The sequence below is a fragment of the Sphingomonas sp. BAUL-RG-20F-R05-02 genome, assembly GCF_022662305.1.
Taxonomy (GTDB): domain Bacteria; phylum Pseudomonadota; class Alphaproteobacteria; order Sphingomonadales; family Sphingomonadaceae; genus Sphingomonas.
The window spans coordinates 41,519-61,059 of sequence record NZ_JAKNQH010000009.1 but is presented as its reverse complement, the minus strand read 5'-3'; the positions used below and the strand labels follow the sequence as shown (position 1 = coordinate 61,059).

The 19,541-nt window shown below is 64.4% G+C and carries 17 protein-coding genes; all 17 read left to right on the top strand.

What is annotated here, in order from left to right:
- The first annotated feature begins 253 nt into the window (after positions 1-253).
- The 17 genes from L8F97_RS16980 (at position 254) to L8F97_RS16900 (ending at position 18,857) form a co-directional block, all read left to right on the top strand.
- A complete protein-coding gene (locus tag L8F97_RS16980) occupies positions 254-565 on the top strand; it encodes a hypothetical protein (RefSeq protein ID WP_242152889.1) in 312 nt (103 codons plus the stop codon).
- A gap of 233 nt (positions 566-798) precedes the next feature.
- Positions 799-1,290 (top strand): RNA polymerase subunit sigma-70, encoded by a 492-nt coding sequence (locus tag L8F97_RS16975; RefSeq protein WP_242152886.1) that lies wholly within the window; start codon positions 799-801, stop codon positions 1,288-1,290.
- Between the two features lie 27 nt (positions 1,291-1,317).
- Positions 1,318-1,659 (top strand): hypothetical protein, encoded by a 342-nt coding sequence (locus tag L8F97_RS16970; protein WP_242152884.1) that lies wholly within the window; start codon positions 1,318-1,320, stop codon positions 1,657-1,659.
- Positions 1,660-1,760: 101 nt separating this feature from the next.
- A complete protein-coding gene (locus L8F97_RS16965) occupies positions 1,761-2,159 on the top strand; it encodes a hypothetical protein (RefSeq protein ID WP_242152882.1) in 399 nt (132 codons plus the stop codon).
- Entirely contained in the window at positions 2,129-2,599 is a 471-nt protein-coding gene (locus L8F97_RS16960) for a MarR family transcriptional regulator (RefSeq protein WP_242152879.1), read from the top strand. The genes L8F97_RS16965 and L8F97_RS16960 overlap by 31 nt, the downstream gene beginning before the upstream one ends.
- A 680-nt stretch (positions 2,600-3,279) precedes the next feature.
- Positions 3,280-4,614, top strand: coding sequence for a plasmid replication protein RepC (repC, locus tag L8F97_RS16955; protein ID WP_242152875.1), 1,335 nt, complete (start codon positions 3,280-3,282; stop codon positions 4,612-4,614).
- 265 nt (positions 4,615-4,879) lie between these two features.
- Positions 4,880-5,782, top strand: coding sequence for a replication initiator protein A (locus L8F97_RS16950; RefSeq protein ID WP_121905575.1), 903 nt, complete (start codon positions 4,880-4,882; stop codon positions 5,780-5,782).
- A gap of 177 nt (positions 5,783-5,959) precedes the next feature.
- Complete coding sequence (locus L8F97_RS16945) at positions 5,960-10,177, top strand: strawberry notch-like NTP hydrolase domain-containing protein (RefSeq protein WP_242152871.1); 4,218 nt, start codon at positions 5,960-5,962, stop codon at positions 10,175-10,177.
- Positions 10,178-10,302: 125 nt separating this feature from the next.
- Complete coding sequence (locus L8F97_RS16940; protein WP_121905577.1) at positions 10,303-12,366, top strand: ParB/RepB/Spo0J family partition protein; 2,064 nt, start codon at positions 10,303-10,305, stop codon at positions 12,364-12,366.
- 140 nt (positions 12,367-12,506) lie between these two features.
- A complete protein-coding gene (locus L8F97_RS16935; protein WP_121905578.1) occupies positions 12,507-13,430 on the top strand; it encodes an ArdC family protein in 924 nt (307 codons plus the stop codon).
- A complete protein-coding gene (locus L8F97_RS16930; RefSeq protein ID WP_121905579.1) occupies positions 13,427-14,398 on the top strand; it encodes a phosphoadenosine phosphosulfate reductase family protein in 972 nt (323 codons plus the stop codon). Before L8F97_RS16935 ends, L8F97_RS16930 begins: the two co-directional genes overlap by 4 nt.
- On the top strand, positions 14,395-14,604 hold the full coding sequence (locus L8F97_RS16925) for a hypothetical protein (protein ID WP_121905580.1): 210 nt from the start codon (positions 14,395-14,397) through the stop codon (positions 14,602-14,604). The genes L8F97_RS16930 and L8F97_RS16925 overlap by 4 nt, the downstream gene beginning before the upstream one ends.
- 73 nt (positions 14,605-14,677) lie before the next feature.
- Complete coding sequence (locus tag L8F97_RS16920; RefSeq protein WP_121905581.1) at positions 14,678-15,313, top strand: hypothetical protein; 636 nt, start codon at positions 14,678-14,680, stop codon at positions 15,311-15,313.
- 24 nt (positions 15,314-15,337) lie between these two features.
- The gene (locus tag L8F97_RS16915; protein WP_121905582.1) at positions 15,338-15,949 is read left to right on the top strand and encodes a DUF6927 domain-containing protein; all 612 of its coding nucleotides are present in this window, start codon (positions 15,338-15,340) and stop codon (positions 15,947-15,949) included.
- Positions 15,942-16,922: a hypothetical protein gene (locus tag L8F97_RS16910; RefSeq protein ID WP_121905583.1), complete on the top strand. Its 981-nt coding sequence runs from the start codon at positions 15,942-15,944 to the stop codon at positions 16,920-16,922. Before L8F97_RS16915 ends, L8F97_RS16910 begins: the two co-directional genes overlap by 8 nt.
- Before the next feature lie 50 nt (positions 16,923-16,972).
- Positions 16,973-17,131: a hypothetical protein gene (locus tag L8F97_RS16905; protein ID WP_183128842.1), complete on the top strand. Its 159-nt coding sequence runs from the start codon at positions 16,973-16,975 to the stop codon at positions 17,129-17,131.
- 766 nt (positions 17,132-17,897) lie between these two features.
- Complete coding sequence (locus L8F97_RS16900) at positions 17,898-18,857, top strand: DUF2493 domain-containing protein (RefSeq protein ID WP_121905584.1); 960 nt, start codon at positions 17,898-17,900, stop codon at positions 18,855-18,857.
- Positions 18,858-19,541 lie beyond the last annotated feature (684 nt).

Below are 19,541 nucleotides of genomic sequence, written 5' to 3'. Positions count from 1 at the left end.
TCTGCTTGGATTTGCAATGACAGCGTGTTTTCGCCTGAGCCTTGTGCCATAGCGGTCGGGCTTGGGCATGGCTTGAACACCATCCTTGGCCCGCATGTGCGGTCGAATGCTGGGTCCCCGATTTCCGTCGGGCGGCCCGCGAAATACAAGACCTTGCTACCGCTTGTCGGTGCGGGGAATACGTGGGGCGTGGTTACCAGTGTTCCCGCGTGTTCAACCGTCCCGGCTACGGGCGGTTGATGGAACGCGCGCCATGTCCTTGATCAAAAGTTTGCTTATGAGGTTCCGCCGGCGTCAAAGCCCTTCAAAGGGTTTCTCCGGAAATGGTTCGGGAATGCTTCAGGTCGAAGCGCTGGTGCAGGCACATGGTGACTGGCTGGCACTTCTTGCCACGATACTGGAACGCGAACGCGTGATTACAGGCGCCGAACTCGCCCGCACCCTGTCCGAATTTGCCGCGCATACAGCCGAAGATCGCCCTGCCGAGGGACAGATCCTTTCCTTCTGGGCCTCACGCTTGAACGACACAGCCGCAACTCTCGGCAATTTTCCGTCCGTTCACTAGGGCTATCAATCATGCTGACTGGCGGCCGCTGCTGATCGCCAAGGGGCGCATGGGTTCGGCCTGCTTTAAAGTGAGAACTCGGCGAGGCGTCGTGGGCGCTCGAACAGGAGCCGTTCGCCGCGTTCGCGCGCCGACTGAACCCATTCGCGATGTCAATTTGATCGACAGAGCCCGTCAGGAGTTATCGCTGATCTGGAGCCGAATCATTCCGCATCGTGAGTATTTTCGAGAGCATGCTGACCAACGAACCGGATAGACGTCCTGCCGAACAGACGCCCCCAACCTCGACGCCCGGTGTAAGCGCACCTGATCGCATTGCCCGCCTGACCGATCGGCAACGGTCTTATCTCCGTCTTGTGCTTCAGAACCGCAACTCGAAGGAGATCGCGGCGGCCACGGGTAGCAGCCACCGGGCGGTCGATAAGCAGCTGTTAAAGGCCAATAATATCCTCGGTGTGCCGACCCGTTTCGATGCCGCGCGGCTCCTGGCGGAGTACGACGGAGGGGTAGAGCCTTTACCCCCTGCAAACGACCTACCTTCCGCGCCATCAACTTTCCCGCTTCCCCTCCCGTTGCCGACCGCTGGGGCGGCAGCGAATATGCTCACCTGGAAGCAGGTTGCCTTCTGGACTGCGATCATCTCGATCGTGACCCCCTTGGGCCTGACTGCGGCAGGCATGGCGATCGTAACGCTGCTTCTCCTGCTCGGGCTAAAAACACAGTAATGGGCGCCCGACGTCCAAGGAGGCGTAATGCAAGCACTTTCGAACACGAGCCGGATCATCGCCGATGAGTTGCGCAAAGCGGAGCGATCGATCAACCTTGCCACGCGCGACACTGCGCAGTTTCTTCTCACGACGCTGGATGCGACTGAAGTTCACCGACTTTCCCCTGCAATGACACAGCGTACGGTCAAGGCAGTTGTCGCAGCGCTCGCTTCGCTGGTCGAGGGCCAAGACCATATGGCTATGCGGGCCCACTTGGCTGCCGAGAAAGTTGGCCGCCAGCTTGGTCTGACTGAAACCAGTTGGGGGGAGCCGACGCCAAAGCCGGCTATGGGAACCCTAGGGGAAGATGCACTCGTCGATCCTTGAGCCCCGCAGCCGGAGGAAAAATGGCCGTTGGACTAGCCCTCGCACTGTTATTCAACGGAGCCTGCGCAATCGTGTGTACCTACGCGATAGCTCGGGGTGGAATGCCCGAGCGCGCGGGGGCAGCTATCAATCTGCTGGCTGTCGGAGCGACATGGGCCTTTCGCACCTTCGATCCCGCCCATCTCGCTCCCGCTGATGTAGCGATCTTATCAATCGATGTAGTCGTCGCGGGAAGCTTCTTCTGGCTGGGCATATCGACCATCCGCTTCTGGCCGATCTGGGCGGCAGGCTTTGCGGTAGCCGATCTCTTCATGAGCATCTTCGGCGCCCTGCTGCCACGCGTGCCGCTCTTTGCCTACCATACCGGGCTTGGGATCTACGCCTACCTCGCGCTCGGCGCGCTTGCACTCGGCACCTTCCGCTTGCCGACGAACGCCGAGCCCCACATCCGAAACGGATCAAGACGATTATGGGTGCAGTATCTGAGGGAGACGACCTGATCGACGTCGTCGTGCGGCTGCCGCGCAAGGCGATCGAGGACACTTTGCTGTCTATGCCGCCAGACGCGAGAGACCTGTCCGAGCGCAGGCTTGCCGAGGCTAGGGCGGTGTTGGTCGGCCGGCGTCGGCGGGCGACCCACTTCAACGGGGTCCGCTTCTATGATCCGAGCTGGGACATGATCCTGGAGCTTTACGTGGCCACGTGCGAGCGGCGCCGCATCGCTGTGTCCCAGCTTTGTAAGCTTAGCGGAGGCTCGACGACCACCGCTTTGCGCCACATCGAGCATCTCGAGGCGCTTGGATACATAGTCAGACAAACGGATCCCGAGGACGGACGCCGCCTGATTGTCGGCACGCTCGCTCCCCTTCTTGCTGCTTCGGAGCAGTGGCTCGATCTTCAAATCGCGGAGTCCCGAATACAGGATCGGAGATCGGGCTGACGATTTTCTACGGCTCACACTAGACTCCGTTCTTTTGGTCATCAGTGACATATCGAACGACTGAAAAGGTCTCGTTCGATCTACCGCTTGGACAGACGGCGTCAGCCAATTTCGAGCCCGAACCTGCAATGCCTCGCTAACTTAACTGCCATTGCCTCGCCACGCCTATCCGGCGCGGCGCAGAGGAGGATGCTCTCCTTCTGCGCTACATGTCACGTAAGACAGCCGAATCGCACGATTCTCACGCCGTTACCGAAAGCACGAGCGAGAACGCGACGGCGTTACCGATAGCACGTGTCTCAGCGGCACGGCGTTATCGATAGCACGAGCGAAGATCGACGCTTCGTTACCGATAGCACGTGATTATTGCCCGTTCCGTTACCGATAGCACGATTCATCGCGCACGACCGACCCGCCAGCGATGCTTAACAATCAACGTTGTGGATCGGCTCGACGCTGACCGCCGCCGTCCACCCGGGCGGGCGCCACAACGATCAAGGGGGACGCTGTTCGGACATGAAAAACCCGGCACGAGGCCGGGCTTTTCGGGACGCCTGCTAGGGCGGATGTGAGAACCCTCACTTAGCTGGCTCCCTTTCATATTGCTACCCCAAAGCGTCGACCGTGGCGCCACGGTGTCGCTGTGTCTGCACGGGCTCCCCTCCCAGGGAGAACGAACAATGGCTGCTGCCCAAAGCCCCGGTCGGGGACTACGCCGGTTTGACGAGCATGCCGCCAAGGCGACGAAGCTTGTCGATGAGTTTTGCGGGCTCGAGACCGGAATGGCACCTTCCAACGCGCTTGCCGCGCTCAAAAGGGCGGCTCCTTATATGGGCGTCCCCCTGCGCGTGGTCTCCGTCATCGATCTCCTGTTTGCCTGGACGAAGCCGCAGGACTGGCAGGGTGGACAAATCCCCGTCGTTTGGCCGTCGAACGACCTGCTCGCGCAAAAGCTGGGCGTAACCGTCCGACAGGTTCAAAAGCTCTTGAATCAGGCACAGGCCTTCGGTCTGATCAGCTTTCGGGATAGTCCGAACGGTCATCGTGGTGGACGCCGCGGGGCCGACGGCTTCATCACGTGGGGCTACGGCATCGTGCTCGCTCCGATCGGGACCAGGCTTCAAGAATTTGCTGCCCGCGCGGCCAAGGGAGCCGCAGAGGACGCGGCACTGACAGTGCTCCGCAAGCGCCTTGCCGCTGCCCGCAGGAATATCAGGGCTCTGGCCCAAACGGCATTCGACGCCGACCTTTACGATTTGAATGCGGGTGACGATCTCGCGTTGGCGTTGATGGCCACCGACCAGATGCGCTGCGTCCGCGATGCCGGCCTTCTGACGGCCTGTGTGGAGCAGATCGAAGAGCGTGCGCGTCGTCTTGCCGAGGCTGTTTCGGCCAAGATTGCCGTCCCCAATATGGTTAGCGATCAGGATGATTGTTCATGCTGGGATGGACCTGAGGACATCCACTCTACAACTACAAATCAACTCCAATCTGCTAAAGCAGATACCCGTAGTGGCTTGGCGAATAGAAGTAGTGAGAATGGGGACGCGCTCCCCTCTCAACCTCAAACTGCAGTCGACGACGATCTGGAGAAACACGGTGTCGACCCGGAATTCATGATGTCGATCGCGCCGGAGCTCTGTTCCGGTCTGCCCTACCGCGATGGATCGTGGGGCGAGGTGGTCGCCACCGCGGAGCGGCTTGCGGGCCAGTCGGGGATCAGCAATCACGCGTTCAAGGAAGCCTGTCGCATCATGGGCCAGCGAGGTGCTGCTGCCTCCGTCATCGCCACCATCCAGAAATACCGGCGCGGCGAGGTTCAGCGGCCCGGCGCGTATCTTCGCGGAATGAGCAGCAAAGCTGACAAGGGCGAATTGAACCTTGGGCGGACGCTCCACGGCCTCAAGGACACGAGCCGCGCGGTCGCCATGCGGGGGATGTCCGATGGGACCGATGCGACGCCGATCGGGAGCCTGATGTCGCGGCTGGTTTCCCGGGGAGCCGGACTACGATGACGGGATCTCGTCATCTTTTCAAAGGCCTGGACCTCGTACTGCACACCTGGTCTTTGAACGGCTTTCACGGCGTTACCGATAGCACGAGTCCCGACCGAGTTTGCGGTGGCTCGCACCTACCGAAATGTGAAACACACCCCGATTTACCGGCTAAATCGCTCCAAATCCTCGTGCTATCGATAACGCGGTCGCTTATCCGACTGCAGGTTTGCGGCCGATCGGCTATAAGCGGCTTTGCTAAGTGAAGCTGGTGGGAGCCCCGACGATGGATTCGCGAGAAGTCGCTCTCACCCAGGGCAAGCTGTTCGACTATCTCGACAGCCCGCTGCACGGCAAAGTCCGTGGCGAGCAAAGCATCATGGACTTTCCACTCTTCTCGTTAGCGAAGCGGCCTCAGATGGAGGCCATGACCTACGAGATGGACGGCGTCAAAATCGAGATCAAGCCTAGTTCGAGCGGTATCGCGACGATGTGGGATAAAGAAGTCCTGATCTACGTCCTGTCGTTGATGGTGCAGCATATTGGTCGGACCGGGGGTGAAGTACAAAACGTCTTCACCTTCAATGCACACGACTTCTTCCGGGCGACCGGCGTCGGACGCCCATCGAAGCGTGATTACGATCGCTTCATCGAAGCGCTCGGTCGCCTGCAGGGCACGCAGATCCGCACGAATATCAAAACCGGCACCGTGGGGACGAAGGGCTTCTTCTCCTGGTTCGCGGAAGCGCAGGCGACCACTCGCGAAACGGCGAGCGGCGTCGATCAACTCATGCCTGTCCGCGTCCAGCTCTGTGATTGGCTCGTCCGCGCGGTCTCGCGCGACAGCCGTATCTATGACTACCACAACGACTATTTCCGTCTCGGCTCGATTGAACGACGCCTTTATGAATTGGCGCACTGCTACTGTCGTGATGAAGAATATGAAATGCCTCTGGAAATGCTGGGTGCGAAGATCGGCTCAACGTCGCCGCTCCGCACGTTGAAAAGTCAGCTGAAGAAGATCGCAGCCGAGAATAAAATGCCGAGCTACTCCATCGAAGTGCGGGAAGTTGTTCCGGAAGTCCCTGCGCGGGATAAACTAGGCCGACGGGTCGGGAAGCCCGAGACGGTCGTCGTGATGAAGCCCAAGGATCGTTTGACAGGAACTCGAGCCGCGTTGGCCGCCTGATATCGATCCATATGCCTGACATCCTGCGCAACTAGCTGCGGCCGACGCGTCCCAACCGGCTTTGGGAGATGGCTTCGCGGTAGCGATGCTTCGTCGGGCGCAAGGCGTGCAGAGGAGAGGGAGCCTTCGGCTTGTTGATCCGGTGATGAGCACCGGGCGACAAGAAGGAAGCCCTCGATGCGCACCTCAGCCGCAGCTCTCGAACTCGACTTCACCGAACCCTCGATCACGGCCGCCAAGGCCGTCGCCGACACCATCGCCAGGAACGGTTCGCTCCAGCGCGACACGCTGCTGTGGGTCATGGAGCAAGCCTATGGCGGATCCTCGGCCGACGGTCGTTGGTCGCTACGCGACGCTTACGACATGCTCGAACTCGCCGAGGTCATGCACCTGGCGAAGGCCGACCTGCCGTCCACACCCGGCAATTGCCTTGCCGCGCTGACCGAGCTGGTCGCCGGCCTGCCGACGCATACCGTTCGCAGCGAGGAGCAGATTGAGCTTCAGCAATTCTCGACCCCGGCCCCGGTCGCCTACCTTGCTGCGCTCGCCGGCAGGATCGCGGCCACGGATCTGGTCCTCGAACCGTCTGCCGGGACCGGCCTGCTCGCCGTCTTCGCGCACCGCGTCGGTGCCCGCCTGGTCCTTAACGAGATCGATCCGGCGCGCGCTGAGATGCTCGCTGCCGCGTTCCTGGGCGTTGCTGTCACGCGGCACGACGGCGAGCTGATCCACGATCTACTCGAACCAACGATCCGGCCAACGGCCGTCCTCATCAATCCTCCCTTCTCGCGCAGCACCGGTCGCCATGCCGACCCGCTGGCAGCGTTCCGACATCTTCGCGCCGCCTTGATGCGTCTCGGCACCGGAGGCCGCTGCGCCGCCATCCTGCCCGACCGCGTCGATACCTCGAGCCGCGCCTGGGCGAAGGCGACCGAGGGTTGCACGCTGACGCTGCACCTCGAATTGCCGGCGAATGCCTATGCGAAGCATGGCACCAGCCAGACGGTGAAAATCATGGTGCTGGAAAAGGGCACTGGCACGCCTGCCGAGCTGATCCGCTGCGCGACGCTCGCCGATGCGCTTGCGGCGATCACCGCCAAGACCGCTCCGCCTGTGTGCGCGCCTGTCCCGCGCACGGCGTCGCTGCTCACCCGCCCCACCGGGCGTAGCTCGCTTCTTGGCGGCTTGGCGAGCAAACCGCGCCTCAACGCACCCCCGGGAAAAGCGGCGCAGTCGCAGACAGCGACGCCGATCGATTACACCGTGTTCGCCGAGCCACTCCCGACCGGCGAGTCTGTCGGTGTGTACCTGCCATACCGGCCCAGCCGGATCGCGATCGGCTGCGCAACGGCGCATCCAACCGCGCTGGTGGAATCGATTGCCATGGGCTCGATCACCGCACCGCGGCCGACTTACGTCCCCACGCTCCCGCAAGCCGTCGTCGACGCGAAGACGCTCTCCGACGCACAGCTCGAGACGCTGATCTATGCCGGCGACGCTTTCGAGCGTGACATCCCCGGCCTGTTCAAACCTGTCGAGGAGGGACTCTCGATCGCACCATCCGAGGATGGCCGTCCGTATCGGACCGGCTTCTTCCTCGGTGACGGCACCGGGGCCGGCAAGGGCCGTCAGGTTGCCGCGATCATCCTCGACCAGTGGCTGCGCGGACGCCGAAAACACATCTGGGTCTCCAAGACCGAGACGTTGCTCGAAGATGCGCGTCGCGACTGGACCGCCGTTGGCGGTCTCGCGCTCGACATCCAGCATCTCAACCAGTGGAAGCTGGGCTCGCCCGTAGGCGCGGCCGAAGGCGTGCTGTTCCTCACCTATGCGACGTTACGCTCCAATCGCGGTGACAAGGGCACCCGGCTCCAGCAGATCCTCGAATGGGTCGGCGACGACTACGACGGCATGATCGTGTTCGACGAGGCGCACGAGATGGCTGGTGTCGCAGGAGGCGAAGGCAGTTTCGGCACCAAACAAGGCTCCGATCAGGGCATCGCCGGCGTCCGTCTCCAGAACCTTCTGCCGCGCGCCCGCGTCCTCTACGTGTCCGCGACCGGCGCATCCGACGTCAACAATCTTGCCTATGCAACGCGGCTTGGCCTGTGGGGTCCGGTCACGGCGTTCGCCGATCGCCGGACCTTCGTCGACTCCCTGCGCCGGGGCGGTATCGCCGCGCTGGAGCTGATCGCGCGCGACCTGAAAATGCAGGGCCTCTACGTCTCGCGCGCGCTGAGCTTCGCCGGTGTCGAATACGATATCCTCCAGCACAACCTCACACCAGACCAGATCGAGGTCTATGACGCCTATGCCGATGCGTGGGCGATCATCCACAGCAACCTGCGCGCGGCGCTGGACGCGACCCGCGTGACGGACAGCTTCTCGAACGACACCTATAACAGCGGCGCCAAGGCGGCCGCGCTGTCGATCTTCGAGTCCACCAAGCAGCGTTTCTTCTGCCAACTCCTGATCGGCATGAAGCTGCCCTCACTCGTTCCCGCGATCCGCGCCGATCTCGCGCGCGGCGAGAGCGTGGTGATCCAGCTCGTCTCGACGTCCGAGGCGATGCTCAACCGGGCACTGGCCGCGCTGACCGTCGAAGAACGCGCCAATCTCGACATTGAACTTTCGCCGAGGGAGTTTCTCATGTCGTACCTCACGGCCGCCTTCCCGGTCCGGCAGATGAAAACCTTTGTCGACGAGACCGGCAAAACCCGTTCCGAACCAATGTCGGACGAAGACGGCCGCCCCGTCTTCGCCCGAGAGGCGCTCGAGATGCGCGACAACCTCCTCGAGCAGCTCTGTGCACTACCCATCGTCGGGTCCGCGCTCGACCATATCATCGGGCATTTCGGCACCGATGCGGTCGCCGAGGTCACGGGGCGTAGCCGGCGCGTCATCATGGACGCCCACGGCCGCCAGCGCGTCGAAAGCCGCTCGCCCCGCACCAATCTCGCCGAGACCGACGCTTTCATGCGCGGTGCAAAGAAGATCCTGATCTTCTCCGACGCTGGCGGCACCGGCCGCAGCTATCATGCGAGTCTCCGTTGCGAAAACCAGTCGCGCCGCAATCATTACCTCCTCGAGCCGGGCTGGCGTGCTGACGCCGCCATCCAGGGGCTTGGCCGCACGCACCGCACGCATCAGGCAACCGCGCCGCTGTTCCGGCCGGTGTCGACCAACTGTCGGGGCGAACGTCGCTTCATCTCGACGATCGCGCGCCGGCTCGACAGCCTGGGCGCGCTCACCCGCGGCCAGCGACAGACTGGCGGTCAGGGCCTGTTCGACCCGCGCGATAACCTCGAAAGCGACTATGCCAAGGAGTCGCTCGAACAGTGGTTCCGCCTGCTCGCCAATGGCAAGCTGCGCTCGACCACGCTGGACGAGTTCCAGAAACTGACCGGCCTCGAGCTGGAGGGCGAAGGTGGCGGCCTCAAGGAAGAGATGCCCCCGATCCAGCGCTGGCTCAACCGTATCCTCGCGCTGCGCATCTCCATGCAGAACGCGATCTTCGACGAATATCTCGGGCTGATCGAGGCGCGCATCGAAGCGGCGAGAGAAGCCGGCACGCTTGATCTTGGTGTCGAGAGCATCAACGCCGAGCGCATCACGATCCTCGATCGCACCGTCATCCGGCGCGACCAGACAAGCGGCGCCGAGACCGAGATCCTTCGATTGGAAACCGAAGAACGCTACAAGCCGCTCGCGCTGGATCGCGCCTTGCGGATCGGCGACGACGCCCGTCCGATCGTCAACCGCAAGTCGGGGAAGGCCGCGATCCGGTGCAGCACCTATTCGCTGACCGACGATGATGGCGAGATCGTGCGCCGCTACGAGCTGGTCCGCCCGACGCGCACCGAACGGATGCGCCAGGATCTTCTTCTCGAAACGATGTGGGAAGATGCGAGCGAGGCGGAGTTTTCCGCGCTCTGGCAGGCCGAGGTCGAGGAGATTACGGGCAAGACCCGCACCAATACGCTCTACCTCGTCACCGGCCTGCTTCTTCCGGTCTGGGACCGCCTGCCCGACGATCACGTCCAGGTCTGGCGGCTCAACACCGATGACGGCCAGTCTTTCCTTGGTCGCATCGTTCCCGCCCCACTTGTGAGCAAGCTCGCGGACGCCTTCGGCATCGCCGCCACCATCACGGTGTCGGGTGCCGAAACCGCCAAGCACGTCATGGGGACGGCTGAAATCACCGCGCTCGGCGCATACCGGCTGAAGCGCAGCCTGGTCGCAGGCCAGCAGCGCCTTGAGCTGCTCGACTGGCCGCACACGCGATTGCCCGAACTGAAGGCAGCCGGGTGCTTCACCGAAATCATCCAGCACAAGACACGGATGTTCATTCCTGTCGCGACGGCCGCGACCGTAATCGACCGTATCACCGCTTAACACGATCGAGGCTCTCTTCCCGGGTCATCAAAGGGAGGGGAGGGAGCCTTCGGCTTTGTGAGCTTGGAGGACCAGGCTCGCGTGACCGCGGGACGCGGCGCGCCATTTCCAAACGGAGACGACCGATGATCCAGTCCGTGAAGGTCAAGAACCTGACGCTGTCGAAGGACAATGTGCGCAAATCCAACCGTGACGCAGGGATCGACACCCTCGCCGCGAACATCGCAGCCCAGGGGCTGTTGCAGAACCTGATCGTCACCCCGCTCAAGAAGGCGGGTACGTTCACCGTGAAGGCGGGCGGTCGGCGCTTGCGCGCGCTCCAGCTCCTGATCCAGCAGGGCACCCTCCCCGCCGATCACACCGTCCCGGTCCTCGTGCTGAGCGACGACGACAACTCGATCGAGGCGAGCCTCGCCGAGAACTTCCAGCGCGTGCCGATGAATCCGGCCGATGAATGCACCGCGTTCAACTTCCTGATCCAGAAGGGCATGACCGCCGAGGACGTCGCCAAGCGCCAAGGCGTGACCACCCGCTTCGTCGAGCAACGCGTGCGCCTTGCCGAGCTGGCCCCGCCAGTATTCGAGGCGCTCGCAGCCGGCGAGATCACGCTCGGCGTTGCGCAGGCTTACGCCGTCACCACCGACGTCGACCGCCAGACGCGTGTGTTCGCCCAGATGAAAACCTCATACTACGGCGACAACCCCGACAATATCCGTCGCGCGATCCTCAACGGCACGGTCAAGGCGAACGACGCCAAGGCCCGCTTCGTCGGTCGCGAAGCCTATGTCGCCGCGGGCGGCCGCATCGAGGGCGACCTGTTCGCCACGGAAGGCGATGAGAACTGGATCGACGTCGACCTGATCGAGACGCTTGCCGCCTCGAAGCTCGAAGCCGCAGCGGCCGAACTGGCGCGAGACCAGGGCCTCGCGTTCGTCACGCCGATCGCGGCGACGCACGTTCCCTACGACCTCGAGCGCCAGCTTCACGAGTATCACGCTCCCGCCCGCGCCCTCACCGAGGACGAGACCGCGCGTGTCGAGGTTCTGTCGGCCGAGAACGACGCGCTGATCGACCAGCTTGAGCAGGAACTGCCCGACGGCAGCGCCGAAGCCGAGGCAGCGAACGCGCGTATCGAGGCGATCGAGCGCGAGCTGGAGACGATCGAGGACGCCCGTCATGAGATCGATCCGGCGCTGAAGGCGCAGATCGGGACGTTCGTCTATATCGGCGGTGACGGTGAACCCCGCGTCCACACCCGCCTCTTCAGCGAAAAGCCGGTCGTGGATCCGAACGCCCCGCCCAAGGAGTCGGGCGGCGCGACCGGGGACGGCGATGCCGGTGACGGCGAGCAGGGTCCGAAGCTCAGCGCCACGCTGATTGATGAACTGGCGACGCAGCGCCGCCAGATCCTCGCCGCCCACGTCGCCAGCGACCCGGGACTCGCACTCGACCTGACCATCTTCCTGATGGCGCAGAACGTGGTGTTCGAGCAGGCGCACATCCCGAACCACTCGACCTTGAAGTCGAGCGCCGCGGGCTTCCCGATCTTCGGGTTCCGCGACGAGGGATCGATGGCGTCGCAGACGATCGACGACCAGCGCCAGCGGCTCGACACGAGCTGGGCGGGTCTGCCGACCATGACCGCCCGCTTCGACGCCTTCCGGGCGCTCGACGACGAGGCCCGGGGCGCTTGGGTTGCATACTCGATAGCACGAACTCTCGAACCGACGCTCAACGTCGCCGAGGGCTATCGGAGTAACGGCTTCCACGACCATCTCGGTCGCCTCCTCGACATCCAGGTCGAGAATTGGTGGCGCCCGACGGCCGAGAACTTCTTCGGCCGGGTCAAGAAGACCGTCATGCTCGACGCGCTCGAGGAGATTGGCGGGCCGATCCTGCGCGGCCGCTACAAGGACGCCAAGAAGGGCGACCTTGCCGGCACCTGTGCCTCGCTGTGCAACGGCCAGGGCATCGTCGAAGCCGAGATCCGCGAGAAGGCGACCGCCTGGTTGCCGGAAGCCATGCGCTTCGAGGCACAAGAGAAGGCGGCGCGCACGCCGCTGCGCTCGAGCTTCGCCGATGACGAGACCGGCACCGATCCGGACGAGGACGACGATACCGACCTCGACACCGGTGACGACGCAGTGATCGATCACGAGGAAGAGGAGGATTTCAGCCAAGCGGCCTGACGCCGGCTTGCACATTTCGAGGCACCTGGGGGCGGCACTTTTCACGGAGTGCCGCCCCTCTTTCTGTGACCCGGCACCGCCTCCCGAAAGAGGGGAGGATGCTCACGCGGGTTCGCCTCACCTCAATCAGGAGAACGATCGTGGCACAGACCACCGACAAGCCCTCGCCTGCTGACATCATCACCAACACGATCATCGACAAGCTCGAATCCGGGGTGCGTCCCTGGGTCAAGCCATGGCGCCCCGGCCTTGGCGGCCGTCCGCTGCGCGCGACCGGCGACCCCTACAAAGGCATCAACTGCTTCTGGCTGTGGCTGTGTGCCGAGGGCGCGGGCTACAACTCGCGCACCTGGATGACATACAAACAGGCGCAGGCCCTTGGCGGCCAGGTCCGCCAGGGCGAGCGCTCGCAGATTGCGATCTTCTACAAATCCTACAGCAAAACCGTCGAATCCGTCGTCACCGGCGACACGACCGACGAGATGCGGCGCGTGCTGCGCTCCTACGCCGTGTTCAATTGCGACCAGATCGACGGGCTGTCTCCTGACTTCTACCCGAGCCCTGTCAGCATCGTGCCCCCGGCCGATGCGCTGCCCGAGCGCGCGCAGCGCTTCCTCGATGCCCTGCCGGCTACGGTCCACACGCGCGGCGATCGCGCGTTCTACGACCGCACCGCCGACACCATCACCATGCCGCCCGTCGCGCTATTCTCGACGCGCGCCTACTTTGCGGCAACACTCGCCCATGAGGCAGGCCACTGGAGCGGCCATCCCGACCGGCTCGATCGCACGTTCGGCAAGCGCTTCGGCGACGACGCCTATGCGTTCGAGGAGCTTTGTGCCGAGATGACCTCAGCGCTGCTCGGTGCCGATCTCGGTCTGCCGACGTCGCATATGGACGACCACGCCGCCTATATCGGCTCGTGGTTGAAGGTGCTGCGCAAGGACAGCCGCGCGATCATGACCGCCGCGGCGAAGGCAGAAGCGGCAGCCGGGTATCTGCTCCGCGCGACCGGCCTCGACGCCTCGGCCGAACCCGAGGAACAGATCCGTGAAGCAGCATGACCGCTCCGGCCGCCCTCCCCGACCTCGGCGCCTACCGGCGCTTCGTCGTGGCATTCAGTGGCGGCAAGGACAGCCTTGCCGCCCTGCTCCACCTCCTCAGCCTCGGCGTGCCGGCACACGCGATCGAGCTGCATCACCATGATGTCGATGGCCACGGCCCGACCTTCATGGATTGGCCGTGCACCCCCGCCTATGTCCGCGCGATCGCCGAGCAGTTAGGGATCGCTCTCTACGTCTCGTGGCGCGAGGGCGGCTTCGCGCGCGAGCTGGCGCGCGACGACGCGCCGACCGCCCCGATCGCGTTCGAGACACCGACCGGCATCGGCCGTGCCGGGGGCAACGGCCCTGCTGGCACGCGCGGGCTTTTTCCCCAGACGTCTCCCGATCTTCGGGTGCGCTGGTGCAGCCCCGCGCTGAAGATCGACGTCCTCGCCGCCGCGATCCGGAATCAGCCGCGCTTCCTCGACGGCCGCACGCTCGTCATCACCGGCGAGCGCGCCGAGGAAAGTCCCTCGCGTGCGCGCTATGCGACGTTTGAGCCGCATCGCACCTCCACCCTCGCGCGTGCAGTCGATCATTGGCGCCCGGTCCATGACTGGACCGAGCGCCTGACCTGGGACGCGATCTCGCAAGCGCGCATCCGCCCCCACCCGGCCTACGTCCTGGGATGGGGACGTCTGTCGTGCCGAGCCTGCATCTTCGGCTCACCGGACCAATGGGCGACGCTCCGGCTCGTCTTCCCCGCCGCCTTCCGACGGGTTGCGGCTCGCGAAGCCGCGAGCGGGAAGACGATCCATCGCTCGCTCACCGTCACGCAGCTCGCTGACCGCGGCACGGCGTTCCCGGCTGCGACGCTCCATCCCGACGAATTGGCGCAAGCCGATGATCCGGTCTGGCGTCTCTCGATCCTGGCGGATCGCTGGACGCTCCCTGCCGGCGCATTCGGCGACCATGCAGGCCCGCCATGAACGCCGCCACGCGCGTCGATCTCATGGACCTGCTCGCTCCCACGCGGGAAGACCCGCTGTGGGAAGCCGAGAAATCGGGATGGCGCTGCTTTGTCATGGGCAACGACCGTTGCCATTACCGCCGAGGGAGCAAGCTCCGTACGGCTTGGCAGTCCGGCTATGACGCGGCCTCACGATCTGCCGATCCTGTACGCTTTATGCTCTGACCAAGGCACCGTCCACGGAGGAGAGGGAGCCTTCGGCCTTTTGAGCGCGCGTGTGCGCTCAGGAGGTTCGGTCATGCTCTACGACACCCATTACCGCCACAACGAGGCGCTCTCCCCTGCCGCGCTGGGCACCCTGCCCGCTGCGCTCCATGCCCTGAACGCGGGCGTTGACGACTGCCGGCGTGCCGGCAATCCGATCGACCGTGATGCGTCGATCCTGCTGCTGATCCGCAACCTGGCGTCCGTCGCCGAATTTGGTGCGCCCAGCACCAACGAACTGCGCCTGCGCTGTGCGGACGGTCGGGGCACCGTCATCGCCGGATCCGCGCTGCTCGCCATCGCCGGCAATACCGTCGCCGGCGATGGCGCGGCGAAACGGACCTTCCATCGACAGGCACGCGTCGCGCTCGCTTCGCTTGCTGCGGCGATCGGCCTCGAGGCGCATGACGTCCGCATCGACACGGACATGGGCGGGATCGCGGACGACGGAACAACCGAGCTGCGCCACGCCGATCTGTCGATCCGGGTGCGGCCGCACAGCTTCCTCCCCGACAGCGAAATCACTTTCAATCGCTGCCGGGGCGGCGAACACGCCGGCCCCGTTCAGCGCGCACCGATCGCCGAGCTGCTGGATGCAGCCACGTTCCAGCGCCGGCTCACGGCGACGGTTGGTGACGTAGGCACTCCGCGCCTCGCCGCTGCCGCCTGATCCTCACGTCATCGGAGACTTATCATGGGTTGGCTCTTCATGCGCGATTTGGGCGGCCACGCCACCTCGCGCTCCTATCTCGACAACCAGTTCACCTACCAGCGAGACACGCATCGCCTGACCGTGCTGGCATCGGCCATGGTCGGATCGACCTATTACGCCGCTTGCGAGCGTCTCGCGGACGACGTCGAACGGATTGTGTTCGGCATCGTCTGCCTCACCAAGACCAGCACCGGCGCGCGCGACGGCTGCACGTTCGGGTACAAGGATATGGATGAAACGGTCGGGCCGAACGAGAGCGAGTGCCCGGCCGCGATCCTCGACGAGCTGACCGCTACGGACAGCAAATATGCCTTGGCCTGGCGCGCGCGGTGCCGCGCCAACCTGCTCGCGAAGAAGCTCGACCGGGCCAAGCCGACCCCGAAGCCTGGGCAGATCATCATCTTCGATGAGCCCATGCGCTTCAGCGACGGCAGCGACCGCAGCCGCTTCGAGGTGGTTGCCAACCCCAAGGGCAAGACGCCGCTGTTCCGCGACCCGGAAAGCCGCGCGATCTGCCGCATCCCGGCGTTTCGCAAGCGCGCCTACCGCATCGTTCATGCGGCGATCATCGTCCGGGATACGACCAATGGTTGATCGCCCGCCCGTCATCGCGGCCTGGGGGGCCGGCGTTGACTCCACCGCCATGATCGTCGAGCTCGCCGAACGCGGCGAGCCCGTCGACATGGTTCTCTTCGCCGATCCCGGCGCCGAAAAATCGGCGACCTATGCGTTCATCCCCGTGTTCCGGGCCTGGATGTCGGAACGCGGCATCCCATCCGAGATCGTCCGCTACCAGCCCCGCAACTTCAAACACTGGCCGCCTTATGCGGGCATCGCCGAGAACATGCTGACCAACGCCACCCTGCCCTCCGTGGTATTTGGTGGCGGGTCGTGCAGCCAGAAATGGAAGGCGGCCCCGCAAGATGCCTGGACCGCCCAGTGGGAACCCGCGCGCCGCTGCTGGGACGCAGGCGGGCGCGTGGTAAAGCTGATCGGCTACGACGCCTCGGGACGCGACACGCAGCGTTACCATCATGCGGTCGGGTGCGAGGATCCTCGCTACGCCTACCGCTACCCCTTGCGGGAATGGGAATGGTCGCGCGCCGACTGCGAGGCGCGCATCGCGCGCGCCGGACTCCCCGTCCCGCCCAAATCGAGCTGCTATTTTTGTGGCAGCATCAAGCCCGACGAGGTGCTGGAGCTTTCAACCGAGGAGCTGCGCATCATTGTGTTGATGGAAGCGCGAGCCAAGCCTCGCCTTCGCAATGTCGAGGGCCTGTGGCGCAAGCCGGTGCTTGGCCGTCGCGGTGCGACGCCGCGTCCCGGCAGCATCACCGAGTTCATCCGCGAACGCGGCCTCCTATCATCGGCCGAAGTCGACCGCATCATCGAGACGGCGCCCTTGGCGCTACTCGATTTTCAGGCCGCGCAGGCCGCACTTCTCCCTGAGCAACGCGTCCCGATGGGGCGCTGGCTCGACGACTTTCATCGCGCGTCCGACGCGCTGGCCAAAGACCATCACCATCGTACTGAGATTCCGGCGAACTCTGTACCGAACCGGCACTGACTGCCTGTGGCGTCACCTTTGCCGAGGGTCACAAGGACCACGGGTGGACGATGGCGCTGGAGTTTCAGGCGCATCTCAATCGCGATTGGAACGTCGGCGATCACGCGCGCGAGATCAGCAGCATCCTCTCCGCTGGTCGCTTCGGGACCCACGCCCACGAAGGCTGGCCCGCTCTCGCCTTTCCGGCCGGGCGTCCCCGCTACGAATGACCCGAGCCGCTTGTGTCTCCCATTTTGCCAGCCTTCAGGAGTCCGGTCTCATGAAGACCTTCACCGACCCCTTTCGAATACCCTGCCCATTACCGTGCGGAAATCACGGTCGAGGCGGAAGATGTCGTCAGCGCCTGCCGCTCCGCTTGTCGATACGTCGCATACGACCGACGGGTGGAAGAGCCTCGGTACGGGGCATCCCACGTCGGCAGCGCTTGTCGCTGGAGGTGCGGACGTCGCGCCTTGGCGCCTTGACCTCGATTGGCGGCGCTGCTTCGCCCTGCCCGTCCCGGGCCTGTTCTCGCAAGCTACGGCGTGCGTGGGCTATGCCGCGACCCGGAGCGAGGATCTGGTCGACCCGCTTGCGCACCATGGTCGATGCGATCGGCGCCGATAGAGCGCCCACGGATCACCCCAGCGGCGATGGTCCGCTTGTGTGCAACGTGGCAGGCGCTTCTCAACGACATCGCGACGTTCGAGTTGAGCCCCACGTCAACCGTAGCAGCAAGCGTGGTCACGTCTGCGCCCGACGCCACCTGACGCCCGACAGCCCTCCGCCAGAGAGATGCGACACATGGGCGGCCGCGAGACCCCCGCAACCGCAAAAATCCGGGCCGAGTTGCCGCTTTGCGGCTGCCCGCACCACCCCGGTTTTTGCGGTTTCCCTCCGCTGCGCTCCGGTGCGGGCGCCTCTTATTCGGCCGCCCAGGAGGTGCGCATCCGGCGGATAGGCCGCCGGCCTCGATCAGATGAAGGGCTTGACCCCATGACCACTTCCCTCGCTGCCGCACTCTCCGATCTGGAGCTTGGACACCTCGAACCCCGCGCCGAAGACATTTCAGGCATGTGCCCGCCCTCGACCGAAGCACTGGAGCAGACCACCACCGCCATCTGGAGCGACCTGTTCGCAACCCTCCAGAACACGTCGCTCGAGCGCGACATCGAGGAGATGGGCTGGGGCCTAGTCAACCTCTTCCACCGGGCCGCGGCGAAGAAGCACGCGACCATCGACCGTCTCACCGACGAGATCAGGCTCCTCCTGGCCGAGCAGGACGGTTCGGAGATCAACACCGCTAACCTCGAGGACAAGATCGACCTTGCGAAGAAGATCGAGGAAGCCGCCACCTGCTACGAACACATGCGCGACACCGCAGCGGCTCACTATATCCGCGAGACCGGCCGTTCCTGGATCCCGTCGACCGGCAACCGCATTTCGCTCGGGGTTACGTCGGCAATCGTTGACGGACGCGCCTTCCTTCAGGCTCGCCGCGAGCGCGTCCGTGACGCCAACACGGCTCAGGGCACCCCGGTCGTGTTTGCCGGGGGACGGCTGACCTTCCGGACCGACGAGGACATGAAGGCGTTTGGCGACAATCTGCTGCGCACCCTGGGTGCGGTTCGGGAGCGCGTCGGCGACATGTATCTCGTCCATGGCGGCGACATGAAGGGGATCGAGCGCATTGCGGCGTCGTGGGCCGAGCAAAACGGCATCCAGCAAGTCCGCTTCGGTCTCGATCGCAAGCTGGGTGATCGTGCCGGCTTCCGTCGCAACGAGCAGATGCTCTCGCTGAAACCTCGCTACGTCATCGCCTTCCAGGGTAACGGCGTGACCGAGCGCTTGGTAATCGACGCCAAGAAGGCCGGTATCCGCGTGGTCGACCGCCGCGGCCCGCTCGGCACCCCGCCCGCAGCTCAGAACGCTCAGCGCGACCGAGAGGTCGCCTGAGCTTCGGCTCGGCCGCTGGCAAAGCCAGCGGCCTCGCCCTTTGCGGCCTCCCCGCGGAAATCCACTTACTTCCACCCCGTTGAGGAGCAAACCGATGCCTCGCCCAAACGGTTACAGACGGCTGCGCAAAGCTGGCGCTTCGCGCTTCCGCTGACGGCGACACCTACCACGTCGTCATGACGGACAACCACAGCGCTCCTCGCGCGCGCGGAACGAGGCTTTTCGACACCGTCGCAGACTCCGGCCCCGGCCTCCCGCCTGAGTGGTGAGGAAGCGGATCGCGCTGTCGATGCCATGATCGGTCGTGCAGGCTTTCCAAGGCGAACAGCCGAGCGTTGATGACTGGTTCCTAAGGGCAATCTTGCGAAGGTTCGGGTGAATAGTCTCGCGACCAGCGCGCTATTCCGCCGAGCCCCTAGCCGGTCTTGGCCTGTTCGGGTGACGCTCGACTGACGGGGACTTATCGCGCCCAAATCGCGATTCCGACGCGGAGCGGTTCCTTGGGGCGAGGCCGGAGCCTGCCCCGGGGCCGTGTTCCTCCCGGACAGGGGGCACGCCACCTCCACCGCGTTGGTCTCTGCGCCGGCTTCGCCGCGTTGTGCCAGGTGGGATGCACTGCCGGCAGGCACGTCAGCCGCGCTTGGTTCCTGCCGTCCAGGCGGGACGCTGCGCAGCACGAACCCC